Below are 21871 nucleotides of genomic sequence, written 5' to 3'. Positions count from 1 at the left end.
GTGCGATGAGAAGGGCAGAATCAGCTGCCGGCGAGCTGCTGATCCAGATCCTGGATCGCGCGCATCATGCCCAGCAGCGACTCCGACATGTCATTGATGCCGTCGACCGCGTTCTTCAGACCCGTCGTCAGCTCGGAGTAACCCTCACCGAACTTGCCCGACGCGTGCTGCGTCTTGAAGTCATCACCCAGAAGCGTGTCAACCTGACCCTTCAGCGTGTCCAGCTGACCCTGGATGTCATCACGAGCCTGCGACAGCGTCGACGCCACCTGCTCCATCTCTGCATACGATGCTCCGAAATCAGCCATCGTCAACTCCCTCACTCAAGAAACCCGACCCGACCAGGCCAGCACCAAAAACCTAACCCGACCAGCCCACAACCACCAATGGGGACAATTCCCCTTCAAGCCTCGCGCGGCGCCATCTCGAGTCCGAGGAGTCCGATGGGAGCCTCGCGCGCCTGCTCCCACTCGGCGCGTGAGATGAACTCGCGCTCCGCGAGCAGCGCGAGCGCAGCTTGTACGTCGCTGTAAATGCGCGCTCGCACATCGAGCGGCGTGGCATCGAGCGCGGCTTTCAGTCGATCCAATTGGCGGGCCCACCGCTGTGAATTCGTCTGAGCCACTCCCCGATAGACCGTGAAGTGCAGACCCCCGACGACGAGATCGGCGAGCAAACCGGCAGTGCCGATGAGACCGCCTTCCGAGCCGTCCCACCCCGCGGCGACCAGGATCATGAGGCCGACGAGTGCGGGGACGATATGCCACAAGGCGAGCATCCGACCGATCTTGGGGTCGGTTCCCAACTGCCTTCGAACCTCAGTGATGAGTCCGATACCAGCAATGATCGCTGCGATCCCCGCTAGGACGCCGGCGAGCACGAGTGGCGCGGCCTGCTCCGAGCCACCGAGTGACCAGCTGAAGAGCAAGAACGCCGCGACCGTGGGCAGAGTGAAGCTTGCAATGTTGGTCAGGGTCAACAAGCATCCTCGCGCAGCGCCGACCTTCGTATGCAGGTTTGCGGCAAGAAACGGTCGGGCTTCAATGGGCGAGAAGAACGCCAGCTGTCGCCGCAAATCCGGAAGCTCCCCGAGCGCCTTCGCCTCGAGTTGCCACCAGTCTGTTCTCGACCACTTCGTTGCGGCGCGCACATAACTGGTAGCCGGTCCGTCAGTCACACTGCCCATCCAGAACCCTCTTCAGAACGTGTGGCCAAGAACGCGTCGACATCAAACGCCCGGAGATCTGCCTCCGTGATGCCATGAATCCTCACCGTTCCGAGCAGTGCTTCCGCCGTGGCAGCAGTAAGCATCACCGAGGTCGGGGGAAGGGGCCCAAGCACCGCACAGACGGTCATCCCTCCGGGCGCAAAGAGCCAGCGCACCACACCCTGGCGATCATCATCCATCACCGTGGAGGAACAGCCCGCGCCCAACCCTGGTGACTCGGCACGGCGAATCTGTGGCCGCACCACTGACGGCGGTGACAGAAAGCCCCGCTTTGCTTCATCGCTGAAGCTCGCATCCAGCACCGAGATCCGCAGGTGCGCGAACGAATGGGTCTGGGGCTCGAAAATTATGGTGTTGGTATCAGGGTCGTTGGTTGTGGCGCCACGAACGTGCTCGAGCACCCCAGCGAGCGCGACGGCGTCAACCTGACCCGCATGGGAGCGCTCGATGAAGTGCGACGCCGCCGATGCTGCCCAGCTGGCGGCACTCTCACCTCTCAGAGGTCCGCCAGGAATCATGATCGTCGTGTTCTGGTCGAACTGGAGCGTAATCTGCGTCACTGGTCCGTCCAGCCGAACGTCACAATGCTCGCATCGAGCATTGCCAGCCACGCCTGGATCTGCACGTCCGTTTCAGGATCCACAGCGGGGTCATGCGCCAGAACGGCGGTGAACTGCAACGCCTTCGTGCGCTTGGATCCCGGGACCGGCGTGAGGTACACCACCGTATAGACCCCGACTTTTTCCCCCGAAACCTCGGCAGTGCGTCTCTCTGCCCATCGCAAGAAGAGACGGCTACCATCGAGCGCAACCGCACCGCGGCGCTCCACGGCGTCTGCAACGAGCTCATCCAGCGAAGCATCCGGTCGCCCTGTCGTGATCGAACCGAGCACGCTCACCGGAACCGTCGCCCAGTCGGGTGCCACGTCGCCCGGCATGATCAGGACAAACGCACCTTGGGTGCGTGCGCGCTCCAACGCCGCACGCACATTCTCAGAAAGCGATGCATAGGCGTCCGGCAAATGGGCTTCGCGCAACCTTGACCGCGCCTCACGCAACAAGCGTTGCTCGGTTTCGACCGACGTGTCGTTCAGGGTCCAGCCTGCGGGTAGCAGCATCCGGAATTCTGGGGTTTCGCGGCCGCCACCAAGCTGCTCCCGGAGAGATGTCACTCGCCCACCCTAACGACATTCATCGGGTCACCACGGCCACGCACGAGTAGCTGCACGCTCGGCGAGAGAGTACGCCCCCGAAACCCCTCCGATGACCGTATCCGCGGTTGTCACCAGGTTGCCGGCAACATCGGTGACGTACGTGAGCTGCTCCAATGGAGTGCCGATCTGTCGAACAACGCTCCACATCTCAGCGTCGTTCCCGTTGCGAACTACCGTGTTCAAGAGGTCTCGAGCTCCGGTGACATAACCCGCTTCCGGGGTCAGCATCCGCATGTTCGATACCCATTCGGCGGGGTTCGCCGACGACAGGCTCAGCGTCCATCGAGCAGCATCGTCACCGAGGGACATGCCCTGACTTCCGAAGCCCGTCCACGCCCTCATACCGGCACCGAACCCACCATCGGCGAACTTGGTGAAAGAGCCGAACGGGAGGACTCCGACGACTGCGACACCGACCTCCCATAGCGCTGCGTCGCCGCGGGAGTACTGCCATGTCGTTCCGACGAGAGCAAGCACGCCAACGGCCAGCGCCAGCAGTCCGACGATCGGCCCGCCAACGATGAGCGCGAGGACCGCGAGCACAAGACCCGCGACGGCCAGAACATCAAGGGCAAAATCGACGAAACCATCGAGATTGTCCTTCCAACTGTCCTTGATCTTGCCCGCAGTCGAATCCCGAACGCCGGCGACGGCCGCGTCGAAGGCGTCTTCCCAGCGGTCATAGGCACCGTCGAAGTCGTCGGCGGCGCCTTTCCACAACAGATACGCATCGTTCTTGTCGCACTCCGCGGTTTCGACGTCGTCGGCATGCCGACGCTCCGCGGCTGTGCATGCCTCGATGTCGTCCTCGGAGCCCATGGGGTAACGCACCGGTGAGTTCGCCGCATCCTGCCACTGATCCAACGCTCGCTGATACGCCAACCAGTAGCGATCAGCGTCGGGCACCGATGTGCTCATCAACTTCTGCACTGCCGACAGTTCGTCGCCGTAAGCCTTGATGAACGGGCCGACGCCGTCGTAGAGACCAGCGGCCTTCTCCAACTCTGTGTTGACCTCTGCGCTGACCTCGCGCAGTTTGTCGACCGCTTCGCCCTCCATGTCGGCACCGTGGTCGACGAGCTTCGTCAGGAGCGTCGCCGCCTCAGACATCGCCGCCGCCAGATTCGTGATCTGCGCGCCGCGGTCACTGATCCCGTCGGCGTCGCCTTCGACCATCTCTACGGGTCTACCCTTGGGTGAGGAGTGGGTTGCCATAATCAGTCGACATCCTGCATCTGTTGGGCCATCTCAGCAGCCAATTCGGTGTCGAAGTCTCCGAACCCCTCCAGCACAGCTTTGGTGTGCTCGGTGACGGTCTTCAACCCCTCGTTGAGCTTGTTGCGGCGATCATCCCACCGAGACTCGAAATCGTTCGTCTTGTCGCGCAGTTCACCGCGATCGTACGGGCGACCGATGTCGTCACCGAGGTCACTGCGCCGCTTGGACGCCTCCTCGAACTCAGTCTGGGTCGCGAGCAAGTTGGTGTAAAGCGTCCCCAGCTCGTCATACGAGATCTTTACCGACACAGCGATCACCCTTCAAGCTATTCACGGTTGCGGGCTCGGCGCACGAGTCCGCCGGTGGGGTCAGACACGTCGGGGGGGGCAACACCACCGCCGACGTCACAGAACGGCAGAATCAGCTGCCGGCGAGCTGCTGATCCAGATCCTGGATCGCGCGCATCATGCCCAGCAGCGACTCCGACATGTCATTGATGCCGTCGACCGCGTTCTTCAGACCCGTCGTCAGCTCGGAGTAACCCTCACCGAACTTGCCCGACGCGTGCTGCGTCTTGAAGTCATCACCCAGAAGCGTGTCAACCTGACCCTTCAGCGTGTCCAGCTGACCCTGGATGTCGTCACGAGCCTGCGACAGCGTCGACGCCACCTGCTCCATCTCTGCATACGATGCTCCGAAATCAGCCATCGTCAACTCCCTCACTCAAGAAACCCGACCCGACCAGGCCAGCACCAAAAACCTAACCCGACCAGCCCACAACCACCAATGGGGACAATTCCCCGCGCGTCGCCGCCTCGGGTCAGGATGACGGCTGCCCCACCGAGACCGCAGCCTCGACGAGTGGCATCTGCACGGTGACCGCGCGGCCCGCCTGCACGAAGATCCCGCGTCCTTCGGGGAAGTCGGTGCGCTTGACCTTCGGGAACGGCACTTTGAAGATCGCGTCGCCGTCGAACGCATCCGGCCGCAGCACGATGCCCTTGCGCCCGCCCTTGAAGTCTCCGATGAGGCCGAACCCGCTCGTCACCTGGCTCACATCGGCATCGCCGATCAACAGGTGCTCACTGCGGTTGACAGCCTGGAACAACGCCTTGAGCGGGCGTTCCGCTGGCGAGTCCGCGAATTGCGGCACATCTTCGATGACGATGACCATGCGCGCGGTGATCGTCTCGTCGGCCACCAACTCCGCCAACTCCGTCGCGAGTTCCTTGGCCTCGTCCGGGGTGACGGCGCTGCGCACCCACGGCGCGAAGTCCTTCAACTGCGCACGGCGTCCGCCCATGTGGAAGAACTTCACATCGGGATCGAAGCGCGACATCGACGTGATGAGCGACTTCATCGCCGTGGTCTTGCCCGACAGCGGCGGACCGGCGACCACGAACGTGCCGACGGGGTCGAAGTCGCGTGCGGCGAGCGTGTCTTCGGCCACGCCCAGCACCGGGAACTCACCGATGCGATCGGGCAGCGTCGACAGTGCGAGACGCGTGGGCAGAGAGCCGATCTCGGCGACCTCGCGCGCACCCTTCGCGCGAAGCTCCTCGGCCCACTGACCGAGCAGCTTCGTCTGTTCGGCCACGTTCGGCGTCGCTCCGAGTACCGCGATCTGGGTCTCGAAGCCGTCGATGATCGCGCGGCCCGGTGCGGAGTGCTCGTCGAGCACGTCCTTCGGCGCGTTGAGCAGGCCGTACGCGCTCTCGTCCGACATACGCAGAATCACTCGCCGCGACACGTTCGAGCTCACCGCGGTGGGCACCGAGCCCGATCGGTCGGCAGTAGCGACAACGTGCACGCCCAGGGGGCGCCCTTCGCCGAGCACCCGCATGAACGCTTGGTAGAACGGCATCCGCGCCGTTGTCGACTCCCATTCGGAACGGAACTGCGGCAGGCCGTCGATGAGCAGCACAATGCGCGCTTCGTCTCGCCCGGTCAGCTCGCGATACTCCGCCACGCTCGATGCGTTCGCGGCGCTGAAGCGCTTGCCGCGATCATCGAGCACGCTGGAGAGCGAACGGAGAATGCGCTGAACGCGCTCGGCGTCGTCGCCGGGAATGATGGATCCGACGTGCGGCAGCACTTCCAGGCTCTTCAGCGCGCCCGAACCGAAGTCGAGCCCGTACACCTCGATGTTCTCCGCCCGACGCCCGAGTGCCGCCGAGATTGCGACGGTACGCAGAACCGTCGATTTTCCCGACCCGCTGGTTCCGTATACGAGCATCGATCCGTCGCGATCCGGCTCGAAGTACACCGGTTCCTGCATCTGTCGTTCGGGCACATCACGCTTGCCGAGCAGAATCGATCCCGAGCGGCCCGCGTAGAGCTCGCGCAGGTCGACGGTCGTCTCGAGGTCGTCGAGCCACGGGCGTCGCGGGGCCGGGATTCGCGCGGCGGCAGCGGCCCCGATAAGTGTCGCGACGAGACGCTTCTGATCGTTGGGACCGGGGTCAGCGTCGTGCGACTCGGATTCTGCTTTTTCTTCAAGTTCCCACTTCTGTGTCGACCCGAAACGAAGCTCAGCCACGCTGACGTCGGCCGCGGCGACTTCGTCGGTGCTCCATCCACCCGCGTACGCCGATTGGAACGGCACGAGTCGGCCCGGTCCGGTTTTCGCGATGCCGCGGCCAGGGATCCCCGGGTCGAAGCGCGCAGCGACCGGATCGTCCACCACGTCCTTCGAGTCAGACTCGTCGGCCATGCGTAGCGCCACGCGGAGGTTGGTGTTGGCGCGCAAGTTGTCTTTGATGACGCCGGCGGGGCGCTGGGTCGCCATGATCAAGTGGATGCCGAGGGAGCGACCACGCTGGGCGATGTCGACGACACCGTCGACGAACTCGGGCACCTCACCGGCGAGCGCGGCGAACTCGTCGATCACCAGCACCAGAGCCGGCGGTGTCTCGGGGTCGCGCCGCTTTTCGAGTTCGAGGAGGTCTTTCGCCTTCTTGCGGTTGAACAGGTGCTCGCGGTGGTGCAGCTCTGCGCGCAGACTGGTCAGCGCGCGACGCACGAGGTGCGGGCTGAGGTCGGTGACCAGGCCCACGCAGTGCGGCAGTTCGACGCAGTCAGCGAAGGCCGACCCGCCCTTGTAGTCGACGAACAGGAACGTGACGCGATCAGGGCTGTGCGCCGCGGCCATCCCGAGCACCCATGCCTGCAGGAACTCAGACTTTCCGGCACCGGTCGTGCCACCCACCAGCGCGTGCGGGCCTTGCGTGCGCAGGTCGAGCGCCATCGCGTCGGTCGCGCCCTGACCGACGATCGCGCGCAGCGTGCCGGCCTTCTTCAACCGCGGTAGCGGTGCGCCAGAACGATCGAGAATCGTGTTGTTCTCACGCCACCGGTCAACCACGAAAGAGGGGTCGGATGCCATTTCCGAGCCGACCAGGGAGAGGAACATCACCGAGTTCGGAATGTCGGACGAGTCTTCGACGACCGTGCTCGAGTCGACCACCGGCGCCAGGCGCTTGGCGAGCATCGTCATCAGCTCGTTCGACACGCCTTCGACCGCTGTCTCGGGGTACGACACTCCGCTGCGCACCGTGCCGGCGTGCGCCCGCTCGAGACCGGCGGTGACGTCGACGAAGCTTCGGCAGACGGCGGGGAGCGCGTCGACGACGGGGGCGACGAACAGCCCGTAGACGCCGACATCGGCGCCGCGTTCGAGCACCTGCGTGAGGCGTGCGCGGTCGACGGGCGCGTCGGCGGTGACGATCACGACGACGGCGGTCTGGCCGGGGAAGGTGGCCTCCTCCGCCGCGCGGCGCACGTCGGTGCCGTACCGCATCGGGTCCCAGTCGGCGTCGAAGGGCAGCCGCGGCGAGGCGGCGGCCTTCGAGCGACGCATGACGAGCTCTTCGAGGCCAGACAGCAGCGCCGCGCCGGTGGATGCCGAGTCTGCGAGCGGCATTTCGCGGAACGGGCTGCGTTCGCTCGTGGTGTGCGGCAACCACTTGAGCCACTCGAGCTCTTGCGCCCACCCGGGCTCGGTGAGCGCGACAGCCACGAGTTCGTTCGGCGAGTGCAGCCCGAACAGCTGCACGCTGAGCCCGCGCAACGCGTCCGCCGCCTCACGTCGCGGGCCGGCCACACCGATCACGCCGACGGACTGCAGGGACTCGAGCACGGGCACGCCGTCGAGCATCCGGTAGCGCTCGCGCAGACGATCGACGCGCTCAACGTACTCGGGCAGCGCTTCGGGTGTCTCGGAGCGCTTGATCGACGTGCGCGAGGGCGCGACGGATGTTCCGAGCCTCACGGCGAGGAAGTTCCAGTGTTCGGGCCGCCGGGTCCACAGCATGGGCCCGAGCCGCATCGCCTCATCGAACACCACGGCCACCGGGGCGACCTCGGCGTTGCGGATCTCGCGCTCGCGTGGCCGTTCGCGGTACAACGTCTCTTCGAGCTCTTCGAAGGTGCGCTCGAAGACCTCCGCTTCCTTACGCAAACGCTGCCCCATCTGCGTGCGCTGCGAGATGAAGTTGCCGAGCAGCATCAGCGGCGTCATCGCGACCACGAGCAGCGATCGTGCCTGTCCCGAGATGGCGAAGATCGAGATGCCGAGGATGATCGGCGCGACCAACATCGGCCACGGGAAGAGCCGCGTGATCGGATCCTTCGGCATGCGGGGCTCGGGTAGCTCTTCGCCGACGTATCGCGGTTCGACGCGCGGACTGCGGTTGAACAGCAGCGATCCCCCGCGCTCAAGAACGGGCTCTTGCTCGGCGGGCGCGAAGTCCTCGACCATGCGCACGACCAGCTCGGTGTCGCCGAGCACGAAACGCTGACCGGGGATCACCCGCAGGCGCTGCACGCGGCCGCCGTCGACCACGATTCCGTTGGCCGAGTTGAGGTCGACGATCTCGACCGACGTTCCGACTTCGATGCGGGCGTGCCGCTTTGAGATCAGCGGGTCGGTCAGGACGATGTCGTTGCTCGCCTCACGGCCGAGGGTGAAATGGCCCCGGGGCAGCGAGAACTCGCGGCCGTTGAGGGGCCCACTCACCGCGGTCAGGGTGGCGGCGGCGGGGGCGCCGGGCTGATGCCCCGCGATGTAGTCGCTGCCGAGGTTCGTCACCGACGCGATGAAGCCCGACCCGACGGGGGCATCACTGATCAGCAGAGTGGGGTCCAGAGTCGTGAACGCCGATGCGGTGGGCGCGGCGACCGAGAGTGTCACGACATCATTGGCCGCAACGACGTACTCACGCGCCGGGTCGGCTTCGACGATACGGCGTGCGACGTCTTGCACGGTGGCCGTGGTGTCGGAGGTGATGACGATGTCGGTGCGCTGGGCGTTCGGCCGTTGCAGCGTCAGTTTGAGTCTCATGCGGTGGGGGTTCCGTTCGTCATCCGATGCGGACGGTGGCGGTGCGGTCGCCGAAGCGGACGGTGTCGCGGTCGACGAGTTCGACGCTCTCGCCCGGGAGCAGCACACGCTCGTCGCCGGCGCGCACGATCGCACTGCCGTTGGTCGATCCGCGGTCTACGGCGGCGAGCGCTGATCCGGTGCGAACCAGCGCGAGATGAGTCTTCGAGACGGATTTCGCGTCGTCCTGCACGGGCAGCAGCCCCATGCCCGTCTCACCGGCGGCGGCCGCGGGCGCGCGCCCAATCAGCAGACCCGATCCCTCGACGGTGACGACCTCGCCACTGTCGAGCTGAATCCACATCTCGATCTCGCGGCGCTGTGCGCCCGGGACAGAAGAGATGAGTCCGGATGCCACGGCCGCACCCTCCGGGGCGGAGAACGCCGGCCGGGTGGGTGCCGATGGCGCGGCGGCGCTGGTCGGGCCCGCGGTGGGAGCGGCAGGCGGCGGCGTGGCTGCGCCACCATGGACAGCGGCGCCACCATGAAGGGGCACCGAAACTTCCCGCGCCGGCGCGGGCGCAGCATCCGGAATCTGCGGGACGGCCACGGTCGCGCCGATCACTCCCCCGCTGTTGCGAGCGCTGGGCACATAGCCGGCGGGCATTCCCGCGACGCCCGGCGTGGCCAGCGAGGGCAGCGACGGGCGTTCGTCGCGCAGGTCGGTGGCCGCGGTCTTACGCGCGATGCGCATGCGTTTGGCGTCGTAGGGGTTGAGTCCGTCGCGCACATCGACGAGCCAGGTCGCGCCGGCGTGGTCGACCCAACTGCGCCCGCGACGCTCCGTGTCGAAAAACGGCGACAGGGCGATCACGAGCAGCGGCCCGAACAGCGGAATCCAGAAACTCACCGACATCACGAGGTAGCGAACCACCGCGCCGCGCCAGAAGCCGGGGCGTTCGAGCGTGCGGACGTTCACCGAGCGGATGCCGAACATCGCCTTCCCGGCGGTGACACCCTTGCGCCCGTGCAGCGCCATCTGGACGATGATGAACACGGTCACCAACAGCCACGACGCGCCACCGAGTACCAGGACCCACACGAGGTCCGAGCCGGACAGATCCACCGCGCCCGAGACGGGATCGATGGACGACAGCGTGATCGGCAGGGCGCCGACATACAGCGGCAGTAGCAGCACGAGCACGATCAGCACTTCGATCGTGGTCGCCGCGGCGCGCCGCCCGAAAGGCGCCGGCACCAGACCAAGCGATGCCGCGTACGCCGGGATCGCGCGGCCATTCGCGTCGAGCCCTTCGACGGTGGGCGCCCGGTCGTCGATTTCCCAGATCACCGCATCCTCCTCGCGATCGTCCCGGATCGACCCTACCCGGGCTTTCGCCCGGGGAATCACACGCTGTCCTGGGGTATCAGTGGAAGAAGTGACGCTCTCCGGTGAAGAACATGGTGACCCCGGCGGCGCGTGCCGCGGCGATCACTTCTTCGTCTCGCACCGATCCGCCGGGCTGGATGATCGCCTTGATTCCGGCATCCAACAACACCTGGGGTCCATCGGCGAAGGGGAAGAACGCGTCGGATGCCGCAACCGAACCGGCCGCGCGATCGCCGGCCCGCTCGACGGCGAGGCGGCACGAATCGACGCGGTTGACCTGGCCCATGCCGATGCCGACCGTGGCCGACCCCTGCGCGAGCACGATCGCGTTGGACTTGACCGCGCGGCAGGCCTTCCACGCGAAGATGAGGTTCGTCATGTCGTCGTCGGCGGGACGCTCACCTGAGACGAGCTGCCAGTCCTTCGCGACCGACTCGATGTCGTCGGGGAACCGGTCGGCATCCTGCAGCAGCAGACCACCCGAGACAAGGCGCACGTCCATGCGCTCCTGTTGCCAGTCGTTGGGGAGCTTCAGCACGCGCAGGTTCTTCTTGAGCTTGAACACCTCGAGGGCCTCGGGCTCGAAGTCAGGCGCAACGATGACCTCGGTGAAGATGTCGCGAAGGTTCTCCGCCATCTTGAGCGTCACTGTGCGGTTCGCCGCGATCACACCGCCGAACGCCGACACCGGGTCACACTCGTGCGCCCGCAGGTGGGCGCTTGCGATCTCGTCGAGCGCGTTGGGTGCCGAGACAGCAATTCCGCAGGGGTTCGCATGCTTGATGATCGCGACCGCCGGCTTGACCATGTCGAACGCGGCGCGCAGGGCGGCATCGGCGTCGACGTAGTTGTTGTACGACATGTCCTTGCCCTGCAACTGCGTGGCCTGGGCGATACCGTGACCGCCGGCACGCGTGTAGATCGCCGCGCGCTGGTGCGAGTTCTCGCCGTAGCGCAGCGTGTTCAGCCGCTCGGCGCGAATCGTGAGGTGCTGGGGCAGGCCGGCGCCCTCGAGGGTCTGCTCGGCGAACCACGTCGAGACGGCACGGTCGTACTCGGCCGTGTGGGCGAAGGCGCGCGCTGCGAGGTCACGGCGCTGCGTGAGCGACGTGCCGCCGGCCTTGATCGACTCGATGATCGCCGGGTACGACGCGGGCGAGACGACGATGGCGACGTTGGCGAAGTTCTTCGCTGACGCGCGCACCATCGCGGGGCCACCGATGTCGATCTGCTCGACGACGTCGTCGCCCTCGGCGCCCGACCGCACGGTCTCGACGAAGGGGTACAGGTTCACCACGACGAGCTCGAAGGGCTCGATGCCCAGCTCACCGAGCTGCTTCTCGTGGTCTTCGAGGCGAAGGTCTGCCAAGAGACCGGCGTGCACGCTCGGGTGCAGCGTCTTCACGCGCCCACCGAGCGACTCGGGGAAGCCCGTGACGCTCGCGACGTCGGTGACCTCGTAACCGGCGTCGCGAATGGTCGCCGCGGTCGATCCCGTCGAAACGATCTCGACACCGGCGCCTGCGAGGGCGGCGGCCAGTTCGAGCAGGTCGGTCTTGTCGCTCACCGAGACGAGCGCGCGGCGCACCGGAACGGTGTCGCGATGACGGTACAGGGCGGGGTCGTGGCTGGGGCCGGCCATGGGGGTCCTCCGAGAAATCGTTGGGGTGTCAGAGAGAAGTCGATGCGGCGGCGAGGTCGAGATCCCCCGTCGCCACACGTCGGACGACGTCGATCAGCAGGCGCCGCTCGACGGGCTTGATGCGTTCGTGCAGGCGGTTCTCGTCGTCACCGTCGAGCACGGGCACGCGCTCCTGGGCGAGGATCGGTCCGGAGTCCACACCGTTGTCGACGACGATCACGCTGGCGCCGGTCTGCGCAGCGCCCGCAGCCAGGGCGTCGCGCACGCCGTGCGCCCCGGGGAACTCGGGCAGGTAGGCGGGGTGCGTGTTGATGATGTGCGGCGCCCATCGGTCAACGAGTCCGGCGGGAAGCAGGCGCATCAGACCGCTCAGCACGACCAGGTCGGGCTGCCACACGTCCAGTTGCGCCGCGAGTTCCTCCCCCCACGCTTCGCGAGAGTCGAACTGCTCCCACGGCACCAGGAAGGTCGGGATGCCGTATGCCTCGGCGTGACCGAAGCCGGCTGCTTCGCGGTCTGCGCCGACGGCGATCACCTGAGCCGGAAAATCGGGGGCCGATGCTTCGTCGAGGAGGGCACGCAGATTCGATCCGGTGCCCGAGATGAGAACGACGACCTTCAGCACTCGTTCAGTCTAGTGGCGCGGTCATCTGGTCATCGGTCCCGGCCGGGGCGCGCTCTGCTGACACGCTCGCAGTCTGCGATTGCGCGCCCGTCGTGTGCGGCTGTGCGGCGGTCTCCTGCGGCTGCGAGGTGGCCCGTCGCGGCAGCTCGTCGACCTCGGCCTCACCGCGCGGCGAGAGCAGCATGATGCTCGCACCGACCGCCACCTCGACCCCGATGGCGAGCGCGACGTGACCGGGCTGCGGCCCCAGCATCTCGAGCCGGCCCGGCCCGATACTGCCCGAGGCGAACCATGCGAAGAGGCCCGCGGCCGCGGCGCTCAGCACCGAGATGCTCACCGCAATCACTGCACGCGCGGCCATCGGCTCGTGCTCGATGTCTCGCGGCACCGCGGCGAAACCCTCGGCTCGCCGCCTCGTACGGGCTGCCACAAGCTGCGACCGAGCGATCCAGCCGGCCGAAGCACCGAGCGCGACCGGGATAAGAACGAGCGCCAGCCACCACGGGTTCACGTCATCCGGGATGACTGCGAGGATCGGGATGCCGGGGACGATGCCCGCCGACGATCCCGCTGCCGACACCACGGTGCCCGCGCCGAGAGAGAAACCGGGGCCTGCGATGAACGCCGCACCCCAGACGATCAACGTCGGTAGGTATGCCCCCTGCGCGAGTGTGAGCACAATGGCGCCGAGCGCATCGACGTTGGCGGCCTGATAGAGCGCGACCATGTCACCGAGGCCGAGCACCAGCATGGCGGTGACAAGAAGCGCGCCGGCGCCCAGCATCCCGATGAGAACGATCGCTGTTCCGCGCGCGGCGAGCGGGACGACGTCGCCCCAGTCATCGCCCAGGCGCTGCATCCGATCCCGCAGGTCAGCGATCACACCACCCTCGGCGTCACGCCACTCGAGCACCACGGCCGCACCCGCGGCAGGCACCGCGTACAACAGTGTCGGGAACGCCACCGCCTGCCACGTGCTGACACTCCCGACCGGGTTGCCGCTCGAAAGCGCCACGAGCGTGGCGAGCGCAGCGACGACGACGGTGCCCGAGACGACACCGGTGATCCACGCCCCTGCCTGCGACGCGCGCATGCCCGAGCGCGCGCCGAAGATGCCCGCAAAGACGGCGAACGCGAGGGGGGCGAGGGACAGTGTGAACTGCGCCGCGGCCGGATCGATGCCGAGCGAGACGATGTATTCGACCGGCAAATCGATCGCCACGGGTACGAGCATCCCGAACTGCCAGATCGTTCCGGTCGCCGGCCACAGCGCCGACCAGTCGGCACCGGGCAGGGCGAGCACCCACAGCAGCGTGAGGGGTGCCACGATCACCGCAATGCCGACGGCCACCGAAACGAAGGCGTCGATTGCGGCGAGGAGAAGGACGATGAGGCGATTCATGCGCCATCGAGACTACCTGTGCCGATATCGTCTTCCCCGGAGGTCACCCATGAGCACACCCGCGTCGCCCACGGCCGAGAGCACACAACCGCGCAACCGCATCGACAGATTCTTCGAGATCTCCGCGCGCGGGTCGAATACCTCCCGCGAGGTGCGCGGCGGCGTCGTCACCTTCGTGGCGATGGCCTACATCGTCGTGCTGAACCCGATCATCCTGTCGGGCGGTGTCGATGTCGACGGCAATACCCTCGAGTTCACGCAGGTCGCCGCCGTCACTGCGCTCACCGCGGGTGCCATGACGATCCTGTTCTCGCTGATCGCCCGACTCCCGTTCGCGTTCGCCGCCGGCCTCGGCATCAACTCGTTCCTCGCCGTCTCGGTCGTCGGCCAGGTGACATGGCCCGAGGCGATGGGGCTTGTCGTCGTCAACGGCCTACTGATCGTGCTGCTGGCGGCAACCGGGCTGCGCACGCTGATCTTCAACGCGGTGCCGATCGAACTGAAGACCGCGATCACGGTCGGCATCGGCCTCTTCATCGCTTTCATCGGATTCGTGGATGCCGGGTTCGTCACCTCGACCGGCCTGGCGTCGCCGCCGGTGGGCCTCGGTATCGACGGCTCGGTCGCGACCATCCCGACGCTGATGTTCGTGGTCACCCTGCTGCTGGCGGGCGTCCTGCTGGCGCTCAAGATTCGCGGTGCCCTGCTGATCGGGCTGGCCACCGGCACGATCCTCTCGGTCATCATCGAAGCGATCTGGAACATCGGCCCCAAGTTCGGCGACGACGGTTCGATCAACACTGGCGGATGGGGGCTCACGGTCCCCGAACTGCCCGCGCAGCTCGTGTCGCTGCCCGATCTCAGCCTGGTGGGGCAGTTCGACATCATCGGGGCATTCACCCGTATCGGCGGTATCGCGGCGACGATGCTCGTGTTCACGATCCTGTTCACGAACTTCTTCGACGCGATGGGCACCTTCACGGGCCTCTCGCGCGAAGCGGGTCTCGCCAACGAGCGCGGCGACTTCCCTCGTCTGCGCGCCGCACTCATCGTCGAGGGCGTCGGAGCCGTCGCGGGTGGCGCGACCTCGGCCAGCTCGAACACGGTCTTCATCGAGTCGGGCACCGGCATCGGCGAGGGTGCGCGCACAGGGCTTGCCAGCCTCATCACCGGAGCGCTGTTCTTGCTGGCGATGTTCCTCACACCGTTAACCGCGATCGTCCCCTCAGAGATCGCCGCGGCAGCCCTGGTGCTCGTGGGCGCCATGATGATGGGTCAGATCCGTCACGTCGACCTCACCGAGCTGACGGTGATGATCCCGGTGTTCTTGACCATCACCGTGATGCCCTTCACCTATTCGATCGCGAACGGCATCGGCGCCGGGTTCATCTCGTGGGTGGTCCTGCGCAGCCTCTCCGGCAAGGCGAAGGGCATCAGCGCATTGCTGTGGGTGGTCGCCGCCGGCTTCGTGATCTACTTCGCCCGCGGGCCCATCGAGCAGTGGCTCGGGGTGATCTGACGCCGCGTCAGGCTTCGCGCGGTTCGAGCAGGAAGAGCGCGATCTCGCGGTCGGTCTTCGTCTGGTACTCGTTGTAATCGGGCCAGACCTCGGCCGCGCGCTCCCACCACAGGGCGCGCTCTTCGCCCGAGAGCAGGCGTGCGTCGTAGTCGCGCTTATCGGCGCCGTCCTGAAGCTCGACGTGCGGGTGCTTGCGAATGTTGGCTCCCCACGCGGGCTCGTCGGGGCTGCCGCCCTTCGACGCCACGACAAGGTAGCGCCCCTCGTGCTCGACGCGCATCAGCGCAGTCTTGCGCAGCGCGCCGGTCTTCGCCCCGACCGTGGTGAGCACGATGATGGGGACGCCCCGCAGGGTGTTCGCCTCGGTTCCGCCCGAGGCTTCGAACTTCTCGGCCTGGGTGCGGGCCCATTCCGACGTGGACGGCTTGTACTCTCCGGTCAATGGCATGGCTTCACGATACCGGCGCTCGGCGGGGCCGAGGCCGATCGCGAGACACAGCGCGTGCGCTGAGACACACCGGTCAGTGCCGGCGCCGATCGCGAGACACAGCGCGTGCGCTGAGACACGGCGGGGGGCGGCGTGTCTCAGCGCACGGAGTGTGTCTCAGCGCCGGAGGGGTGTGCCTCAGCGCCGGAGGGGCTCGCCTCGCAGCCCGTGAAGCGGGCGGCGAAAATGACGAGGGGTGGATGCCGCGGCATCCACCCCTCGTTTTCGTGCAGGTCTACAGACCGGCGATGATTTCGCGCATCAGGTCCGCGGTCTCGGAGGGCGTCTTGCCCACCTTCACGCCGGCGGCCTCGAGGGCCTCCTTCTTGGCCTGAGCGGTGCCCGCCGAACCCGAGACGATGGCGCCAGCGTGGCCCATGGTCTTGCCCTCGGGGGCGGTGAAGCCGGCCACGTAGCCGACGACCGGCTTGGTGACGTTCGCCTTGATGAAGTCAGCCGCGCGCTCTTCGGCGTCGCCACCGATCTCACCGATCATGACGATCGCCTTAGTCTCGGGGTCAGCCTCGAACGCGGCGAGCGCGTCGATGTGCGTCGTACCGATGATCGGGTCGCCGCCGATGCCGATGGCGGTCGAAAAACCGATCTCGCGAAGCTCGTACATCATCTGGTAGGTCAGGGTTCCCGACTTCGACACGAGGCCGATCGGGCCCTTGCCCGTGATGTTGGCGGGCGTAATGCCGACCAGCGACTCGCCGGGCGTGATGATGCCGGGGCAGTTCGGTCCGATGATGCGGGTGGTGTTGCCCTTGGCCTGAGCGTGAGCCCATGCCTCGGCGGTGTCACCGACGGGGACGCCCTCGGTGATGACGACCAGCAGCGGGATCTCGGCGTCGATGGCCTCGACCATGGCGTCCTTGGTGAAGGCCGGCGGCACGAACGCGATCGACACGTCGGCGCCGGTCGCAGCCATCGCCTCGGCGACCGAGGCGAACACGGGCAGTTCGACGGGGTTGCCGTCCTTGTCGGTGTGCAGCACCGTGGTGCCGGCCTTGCGAGCGTTCACGCCACCGACGACCTGGGTGCCGGCCTTGAGCATGAGAGCGGTGTGCTTCGTGCCTTCACCGCCGGTGATGCCCTGGACGATGACCTTCGAGTCCTTGTTGAGGAAGATCGACATTTCTGTTCAGTCCTTGTCTTTCGCGGGCGATCAGGCGTTGGCCAGTTCGGCGGCCTTGTCGGCGCCCGAGTCCATGGTCTCGGCGAGGGTGACGAGCGGGTGGTTGGCGTCGCGCAGGATGGCGCGGCCCTCCTCCACCTTGTTGCCGTCGAGGCGGACGACGAGCGGCTTCGACGCCGACGAGCCGAGCTCGGCGAGTGCGCCGACGATGCCCTTGGCCACCGCGTCGCACGCGGTGATGCCGCCGAACACGTTGACGAAGACGCTCTTGACCTGCGGGTCACCCAGGATGACATCCAGGCCCGCGGCCATGACCTCTGCCGAGGCGCCACCACCGATGTCGAGGAAGTTGGCGGGCTTCACGCCACCGTGGTTCTCACCAGCGTAGGCGACGACGTCGAGGGTCGACATGACCAGACCCGCGCCGTTGCCGATCACGCCGACCTCACCGTCGAGCTTCACGTAGTTGAGGTCGTTGGCCTTGGCCTTCGCCTCGAGCGGGTCGGCGGCGTCCTTGTCTTCGAGGAGCGCGTGACCTGCGTGACGGAAGTCGGCGTTCTCGTCGAGCGAGACCTTGCCGTCGAGGGCGATCACGTCACCCTCTTCGGTAAGCACGAGCGGGTTGACCTCGACGAGCGTCGCGTCCTCCCCCTTGTACACGTTGTAGAGCTTGACGAACACGTCGCTGACCTTGTCGACCAGGTCGGCCGAGAAACCGGCCGCTTCGGCGATCTCGACGGCCTTCGCCTTGTCGATGCCCGAACCCGGGTTGACGTCAATGCGGGCGAGTGCCTCGGGGCGCTCGACGGCGAGCTCTTCGATCTCCATGCCACCTTCGACCGAGCACAGGCTCAGGTATGAACGGTTGGCGCGGTCGAGCAGCACCGAGAAGTAGTACTCCTTGTCGATGCGTGCACCCTGCGCGACCATGACGCGCTTGACAACGTGACCCTTGATGTCGAGGCCGAGGATGGCCTGTGCCGCCTCGTACGCCTCATCGGGGGTCTTGGCGACCTTGACGCCGCCGGCCTTGCCGCGGCCACCGGTCTTCACCTGCGCCTTGACGACGACGACTCCGCCGATCTTCTCGGCTGCGGCCCGCACCTCCTCCGGCGTATCGGCGACGATACCGGCGAGAACCGGCACCTCGTACTTCTCAAAAAGGTCACGGGCCTGGTACTCGTACAGATCCACAGTGCAATCCTTCGCTGGGGGCGTTGTGGTGGAATGACGAAAAACGTCTTGACGTCGAGAGAAATCTCGACCGCGTTCCAGCCTACTACCGCATTTTCTCGGCTCCGAACGACAGCACGCAGGGATCACCTCGGACGGGCCCGGCGAGAAAGCGGAGTTGTAGGCTCACTCCATGAGTGACACCGCGGCGATCCCTGCCATCCCGGCGCCCGCCGACACCCGCACCGCGGTTGTGGAGGCAGCCCTCGAGCTGTTCTCGGCGCAGGGCTTCGACCAGACCTCCGTCGAGCAGATCGCGCAGGCCGCCGGAGTCTCGCGGTCGACATTCTTCCGCCAGTTCGGCGGCAAGGACGACGTGATCTTCGCCGATCACGAGGTCGTGCTCGAGCACCTGCGAGGGTTTCTCTCCGAGACTCACGCCAATCCATGGCTGGCCGTGCGCGATGCGTCGCTGCGTGTGTATCAGCACTTCGCCGCCGACCCCGATCTGGCTCGCCGCCGCTATCAGGTGGTGCGCACCGTCCCCGCGTTGCGCGAACGCGAGATCGTCACGGTGGTGCGCTACGAGCGGTTGTTCGACGACTACCTGCGCGCGGCGCTCCCCGGGCTCGACCCGATTGATGCAGTCGGATTCGCGGCTCTGGTGACAGCAATCCACAACCACGTGCTTCGGCAGTTGCTGCGCGGCGACCAGCACGTGCCGGTCTCGGTACTGCGCCGCGCGCTCGACGACGCTATGCGGCGATTCGGCGTTGCCGAGGGTGACGCCGGCGCTCCTGACGACCTCGTGGTCGCCGCCTTCCCGCGCACGATGCCCACCGCCGAGGTGGCGCGCCGGCTGCGCGAGCAGCTCGACGGACGCTAACGGCGCCGGTCGCACTCGATCGCCAGTTCGCGAAGACACCGGCTGGCCGGTTTGCCGACTGCAGTAGAGCCTGTAGGCGTGATACTGAGTTCCATAGAAGACGAAACCCAGTTCCGGTAGACTCGCGCCTATGAGCGCGTTCACCCCCGTCCCCGGTCAGCAGGTCGAGTCGTACGACACCGCCACTCCCCTCGACACCGACTACTACGCGGTGTTCTCCGACCTGTCACAGGCCGAACACGACGCCTGGCAGCGTGCCCGTACGTTCTCGAACGAGATCGTGCCGCAGATCGACGAATACTGGGACCGCGGCGAGTACAACCTCGCCTTTGCGCGCCGCATGGGCGAACTCGATCTGTTCGCCGACGGCATCCAGCACGAAGGACTCACTGCCCTCTCACCACTCGCCGCCGGTCTCATCAACATGGAGATCTCGCGCGGCGACGGCTCGATGGGCACGATCCTCGCCGTCCAGGGCGGCCTGGCCCTGCGCACACTCGCCCTGTTCGGCAGCGACGAGCAGAAGGCCCAATACCTCGCACCCATCGCACGCGCCGAGGTGCTCGCCGCCTTCGCGCTCACCGAACCCGACCACGGTTCGGACTCGGTTTCTCTCGAAACACGCGCGGCTCGTCAGGATGATGGTTCCTGGATGCTGGACGGTGCCAAGAAGTGGATCGGCAACGGGTCATCGGGTGGCGTCACCTTCGTGTGGGCGCGCGTGGACTCCCCCGGCGCCGACGACCATGACACGGTTCGGTGCTTCCTCGTGCCGCAGGAGACCCCGGGCTATGACGGCCGACCGATCCTCGGGAAGGCCTCGCTGCGCGCCATCCACCAGGCACACATCACACTGACCTCGGTTCACCTGCCCGCCGATGCTCTCTTGCCCGGCGCCCGCAGCTTCAAGGACGCCTCGACCGTGCTGTACTCGACCCGCTCGGGCGTGGCATGGTCGGCACTCGGCCACGCGACCGCGTGCTACGAAGCAGCGCTGTCGTACGCGAAGGAACGCATCCAGTTCGGCAAGCCGCTCGCGAAGTTCCAGATGGTGCAGGAACGACTCACCCAGATGCTCGATGACCTCACCTCGATGCAGCTGTACTGCCGGTGGATGGCTGACCTCGAAGCATCCGGAAACCTGCGGCCCACGCAGGCGTCGCTGGCGAAGTATCACAACACCCGCACCGCACGCCGCATCGCGGCCACGGCCCGCGACCTGCTCGGCGGCAACGGCATCCTTCTCGAATACCGCGTCATGCAGCACATGACCGACATCGAGGCGATCCACACGTACGAGGGGACCGAGAGCGTGCAGGCGCTGCTCATCGGGCGCGACATCACCGGGATGAGCGCGTTCGCGTAGCTACCGCACGAGGAGCGCGTCAGCGTACACGCCGACCGACGCGCTGACCAGACTGCGAGCGGACGAGGCACCGCGCAGTACGCTCGCTGTCATGGGTCTCTTCCGCAGCACTCCGAAGGCCGTGCGCCTTGACCTGACCGGCGCCGAACTGGTCCCGCCGCACTCGCCATCACGCCTGTGGAGCGACGGTCTCGGGCGCTTCGCGACCCGCTCGCTGCAGGTGATCATCATCGTGATCGTCGTCGCCGGCATCGCGTGGGCCGTGCAGTCACTGACGCTCGTGACTATTCCGCTGTCGATCGCGCTCATCCTCGCCGCGGCCTTCGCGCCGGCGATGAAGTGGATGCGCGAGCGTGGCGTGCCCGCGTTGCTTGCCACCATCATCGCGCTCCTCACCGCGGTTGGCCTGCTCACGGGTGTCGGCTGGCTCATCGTGTGGGCAGTGCGCGACCAGTGGGATGAGCTCTACACGCAGGCGGTTGAGGGCTTCCGCCAACTTCTCGACTGGGTCAACACGTTGCCCTTCGCGCCCACCGACACGCAGTTGCACGAGTGGGGCGACCAGATCCTCGGCTACATCACCAGCGCACAGTTCGGTTCGAGCGCGGTGGCCGGCGTCAGCGCCGTCGCGAGCTTCTTGACCGGATTCGTGCTCATGGTTGTGGTGCTGTTCTTCTTTCTGAAGGATGGCCCGCGCATGTGGGAGTTCCTGCTGCGCCCCTTCCACGGCGAGCACTACCAGCGGGCGCGTCGCATCGGAACAAAGACCGTCATCACACTCGGGTCGTACATTCGCGGCACGGCAACGATCGCCCTCGTGGACGCGATCGGCATTCTGATCGGCCTGCTGATCCTCGACGTTCCCCTCGCCATCCCGCTCGCCGTGCTGGTGTTCCTCCTCGCGTTCATCCCCATCGTCGGCGCGACGATCGCCGGCACACTCGCGGTGCTCGTTGCGCTCGTCGCTAACGACTGGATCAATGCGCTCCTCGTACTCGCGGTGATCCTGTTGGTGCAGCAACTCGAGGGCAACTTCCTCCAGCCGGTCGTGATGGCCCGATCGATGAAGCTGCATGCCTTCGTGGTGTTGGTCGCCCTGACCGCCGGCACGATCATCGGCGGAGTCCTCGGCGCGGTGCTCGCGGTTCCGGTCGCGGCGACCGTGTGGGGCATCATCCAAGTGTGGGACGGCGACAACAAGCCCGCGGTGTGGGCGCGACCGAAACGGCGAGAAGCCGAACTCACCTGACCCTCTGCCGCGCGA

At 66.5% G+C, this 21871-nt stretch carries 19 protein-coding genes; 4 read left to right on the top strand and 15 right to left on the bottom strand.

Annotated elements, in window-relative coordinates:
- Positions 1-20 precede the first annotated feature (20 nt).
- The 12 genes from ON062_RS12540 to ON062_RS12485 all read right to left on the bottom strand — a co-directional run bounded on the left by ON062_RS12540 (position 21) and on the right by ON062_RS12485 (position 14038).
- On the bottom strand, positions 21-308 hold the full coding sequence (locus tag ON062_RS12540; RefSeq protein WP_274647488.1) for a WXG100 family type VII secretion target: 288 nt from the start codon (positions 306-308) through the stop codon (positions 21-23).
- A gap of 95 nt (positions 309-403) precedes the next feature.
- Positions 404-1186 carry a hypothetical protein gene (locus ON062_RS12535; protein WP_274647493.1) on the bottom strand — a complete coding sequence of 261 codons (783 nt, stop codon included), beginning with the start codon at positions 1184-1186 and terminating at the stop codon, positions 404-406.
- Positions 1174-1788, bottom strand: coding sequence for a hypothetical protein (locus ON062_RS12530; RefSeq protein WP_274647492.1), 615 nt, complete (start codon positions 1786-1788; stop codon positions 1174-1176). The genes ON062_RS12535 and ON062_RS12530 overlap by 13 nt, the downstream gene beginning before the upstream one ends.
- Positions 1785-2399, bottom strand: a complete 615-nt coding sequence (locus ON062_RS12525) for a hypothetical protein (protein WP_274647491.1) — start codon at positions 2397-2399, stop codon at positions 1785-1787. The genes ON062_RS12530 and ON062_RS12525 overlap by 4 nt, the downstream gene beginning before the upstream one ends.
- Before the next feature lie 27 nt (positions 2400-2426).
- Positions 2427-3617, bottom strand: a complete 1191-nt coding sequence (locus ON062_RS12520) for a hypothetical protein (protein ID WP_274647490.1) — start codon at positions 3615-3617, stop codon at positions 2427-2429.
- A gap of 41 nt (positions 3618-3658) precedes the next feature.
- A complete protein-coding gene (locus tag ON062_RS12515) occupies positions 3659-3967 on the bottom strand; it encodes a hypothetical protein (protein WP_274647489.1) in 309 nt (102 codons plus the stop codon).
- Positions 3968-4079: 112 nt separating this feature from the next.
- On the bottom strand, positions 4080-4367 hold the full coding sequence (locus tag ON062_RS12510; RefSeq protein WP_274647488.1) for a WXG100 family type VII secretion target: 288 nt from the start codon (positions 4365-4367) through the stop codon (positions 4080-4082).
- A 112-nt stretch (positions 4368-4479) separates the two neighbouring features.
- Positions 4480-9000 (bottom strand): FtsK/SpoIIIE domain-containing protein, encoded by a 4521-nt coding sequence (locus ON062_RS12505; protein ID WP_274647487.1) that lies wholly within the window; start codon positions 8998-9000, stop codon positions 4480-4482.
- A gap of 19 nt (positions 9001-9019) precedes the next feature.
- The gene (locus ON062_RS12500) at positions 9020-10330 is read right to left on the bottom strand and encodes an RDD family protein (protein ID WP_274647486.1); all 1311 of its coding nucleotides are present in this window, start codon (positions 10328-10330) and stop codon (positions 9020-9022) included.
- 76 nt (positions 10331-10406) lie between these two features.
- On the bottom strand, positions 10407-12011 hold the full coding sequence (gene purH, locus ON062_RS12495) for a bifunctional phosphoribosylaminoimidazolecarboxamide formyltransferase/IMP cyclohydrolase (protein WP_274647485.1): 1605 nt from the start codon (positions 12009-12011) through the stop codon (positions 10407-10409).
- Between the two features lie 28 nt (positions 12012-12039).
- Positions 12040-12636, bottom strand: coding sequence for a phosphoribosylglycinamide formyltransferase (gene purN / locus ON062_RS12490; RefSeq protein WP_274647484.1), 597 nt, complete (start codon positions 12634-12636; stop codon positions 12040-12042).
- A gap of 4 nt (positions 12637-12640) precedes the next feature.
- Positions 12641-14038, bottom strand: coding sequence for a DUF6350 family protein (locus ON062_RS12485; protein ID WP_274647483.1), 1398 nt, complete (start codon positions 14036-14038; stop codon positions 12641-12643).
- Positions 14039-14087: 49 nt separating this feature from the next.
- Between ON062_RS12485 and ON062_RS12480 the strand changes: the two genes are divergently transcribed.
- A complete protein-coding gene (locus tag ON062_RS12480; RefSeq protein WP_274647482.1) occupies positions 14088-15557 on the top strand; it encodes an NCS2 family permease in 1470 nt (489 codons plus the stop codon).
- 7 nt (positions 15558-15564) lie between these two features.
- On the opposite strand, the gene ON062_RS12475 is transcribed toward ON062_RS12480, so the two are convergent.
- The 3 genes from ON062_RS12475 to sucC all read right to left on the bottom strand — a co-directional run bounded on the left by ON062_RS12475 (position 15565) and on the right by sucC (position 18376).
- Positions 15565-16005: a nitroreductase family deazaflavin-dependent oxidoreductase gene (locus tag ON062_RS12475; RefSeq protein WP_274647481.1), complete on the bottom strand. Its 441-nt coding sequence runs from the start codon at positions 16003-16005 to the stop codon at positions 15565-15567.
- A 274-nt stretch (positions 16006-16279) separates the two neighbouring features.
- Positions 16280-17182, bottom strand: coding sequence for a succinate--CoA ligase subunit alpha (gene sucD, locus ON062_RS12470; protein ID WP_274647480.1), 903 nt, complete (start codon positions 17180-17182; stop codon positions 16280-16282).
- A gap of 30 nt (positions 17183-17212) precedes the next feature.
- Complete coding sequence (gene sucC / locus ON062_RS12465) at positions 17213-18376, bottom strand: ADP-forming succinate--CoA ligase subunit beta (protein WP_274647479.1); 1164 nt, start codon at positions 18374-18376, stop codon at positions 17213-17215.
- A gap of 172 nt (positions 18377-18548) precedes the next feature.
- Between sucC and ON062_RS12460 the strand changes: the two genes are divergently transcribed.
- The 3 genes from ON062_RS12460 (at position 18549) to ON062_RS12450 (ending at position 21856) form a co-directional block, all read left to right on the top strand.
- Positions 18549-19241: a TetR family transcriptional regulator gene (locus ON062_RS12460; protein WP_274647478.1), complete on the top strand. Its 693-nt coding sequence runs from the start codon at positions 18549-18551 to the stop codon at positions 19239-19241.
- A gap of 130 nt (positions 19242-19371) precedes the next feature.
- A complete protein-coding gene (locus ON062_RS12455) occupies positions 19372-20607 on the top strand; it encodes an acyl-CoA dehydrogenase family protein (RefSeq protein ID WP_274647477.1) in 1236 nt (411 codons plus the stop codon).
- A gap of 91 nt (positions 20608-20698) precedes the next feature.
- Positions 20699-21856: an AI-2E family transporter gene (locus tag ON062_RS12450; RefSeq protein ID WP_274647476.1), complete on the top strand. Its 1158-nt coding sequence runs from the start codon at positions 20699-20701 to the stop codon at positions 21854-21856.
- Positions 21857-21871 lie beyond the last annotated feature (15 nt).

Origin of the sequence: Microbacterium sp. C7(2022) (assembly GCF_028823665.1) — a bacterium.
Classification (GTDB): domain Bacteria; phylum Actinomycetota; class Actinomycetes; order Actinomycetales; family Microbacteriaceae; genus Microbacterium.
This window is presented reverse-complemented; position numbering and strand designations above follow the sequence as displayed.

Excerpts from the sequence above, each read along its gene's own strand:
- ON062_RS12540 (WP_274647488.1), bottom strand. The coding sequence starts at position 308 with ATGGCTGATTTCGGAGCATCGTATGCAGAGATGGAGCAGGTGGCGTCG.
- ON062_RS12535 (WP_274647493.1), bottom strand. The coding sequence starts at position 1,186 with ATGGGCAGTGTGACTGACGGACCGGCTACCAGTTATGTGCGCGCCGCA.
- ON062_RS12520 (WP_274647490.1), bottom strand. The coding sequence starts at position 3,617 with ATGGTCGAAGGCGACGCCGACGGGATCAGTGACCGCGGCGCGCAGATC.
- ON062_RS12510 (WP_274647488.1), bottom strand. The coding sequence starts at position 4,367 with ATGGCTGATTTCGGAGCATCGTATGCAGAGATGGAGCAGGTGGCGTCG.
- ON062_RS12505 (WP_274647487.1), bottom strand. The coding sequence starts at position 9,000 with ATGAGACTCAAACTGACGCTGCAACGGCCGAACGCCCAGCGCACCGAC.
- purH (WP_274647485.1), bottom strand. The coding sequence starts at position 12,011 with ATGGCCGGCCCCAGCCACGACCCCGCCCTGTACCGTCATCGCGACACC.
- ON062_RS12485 (WP_274647483.1), bottom strand. The coding sequence starts at position 14,038 with ATGAATCGCCTCATCGTCCTTCTCCTCGCCGCAATCGACGCCTTCGTT.
- ON062_RS12480 (WP_274647482.1), top strand. The coding sequence starts at position 14,088 with ATGAGCACACCCGCGTCGCCCACGGCCGAGAGCACACAACCGCGCAAC.
- ON062_RS12475 (WP_274647481.1), bottom strand. The coding sequence starts at position 16,005 with ATGCCATTGACCGGAGAGTACAAGCCGTCCACGTCGGAATGGGCCCGC.
- sucD (WP_274647480.1), bottom strand. The coding sequence starts at position 17,182 with ATGTCGATCTTCCTCAACAAGGACTCGAAGGTCATCGTCCAGGGCATC.
- ON062_RS12460 (WP_274647478.1), top strand. The coding sequence starts at position 18,549 with ATGAGTGACACCGCGGCGATCCCTGCCATCCCGGCGCCCGCCGACACC.
- ON062_RS12455 (WP_274647477.1), top strand. The coding sequence starts at position 19,372 with ATGAGCGCGTTCACCCCCGTCCCCGGTCAGCAGGTCGAGTCGTACGAC.
- ON062_RS12450 (WP_274647476.1), top strand. The coding sequence starts at position 20,699 with ATGGGTCTCTTCCGCAGCACTCCGAAGGCCGTGCGCCTTGACCTGACC.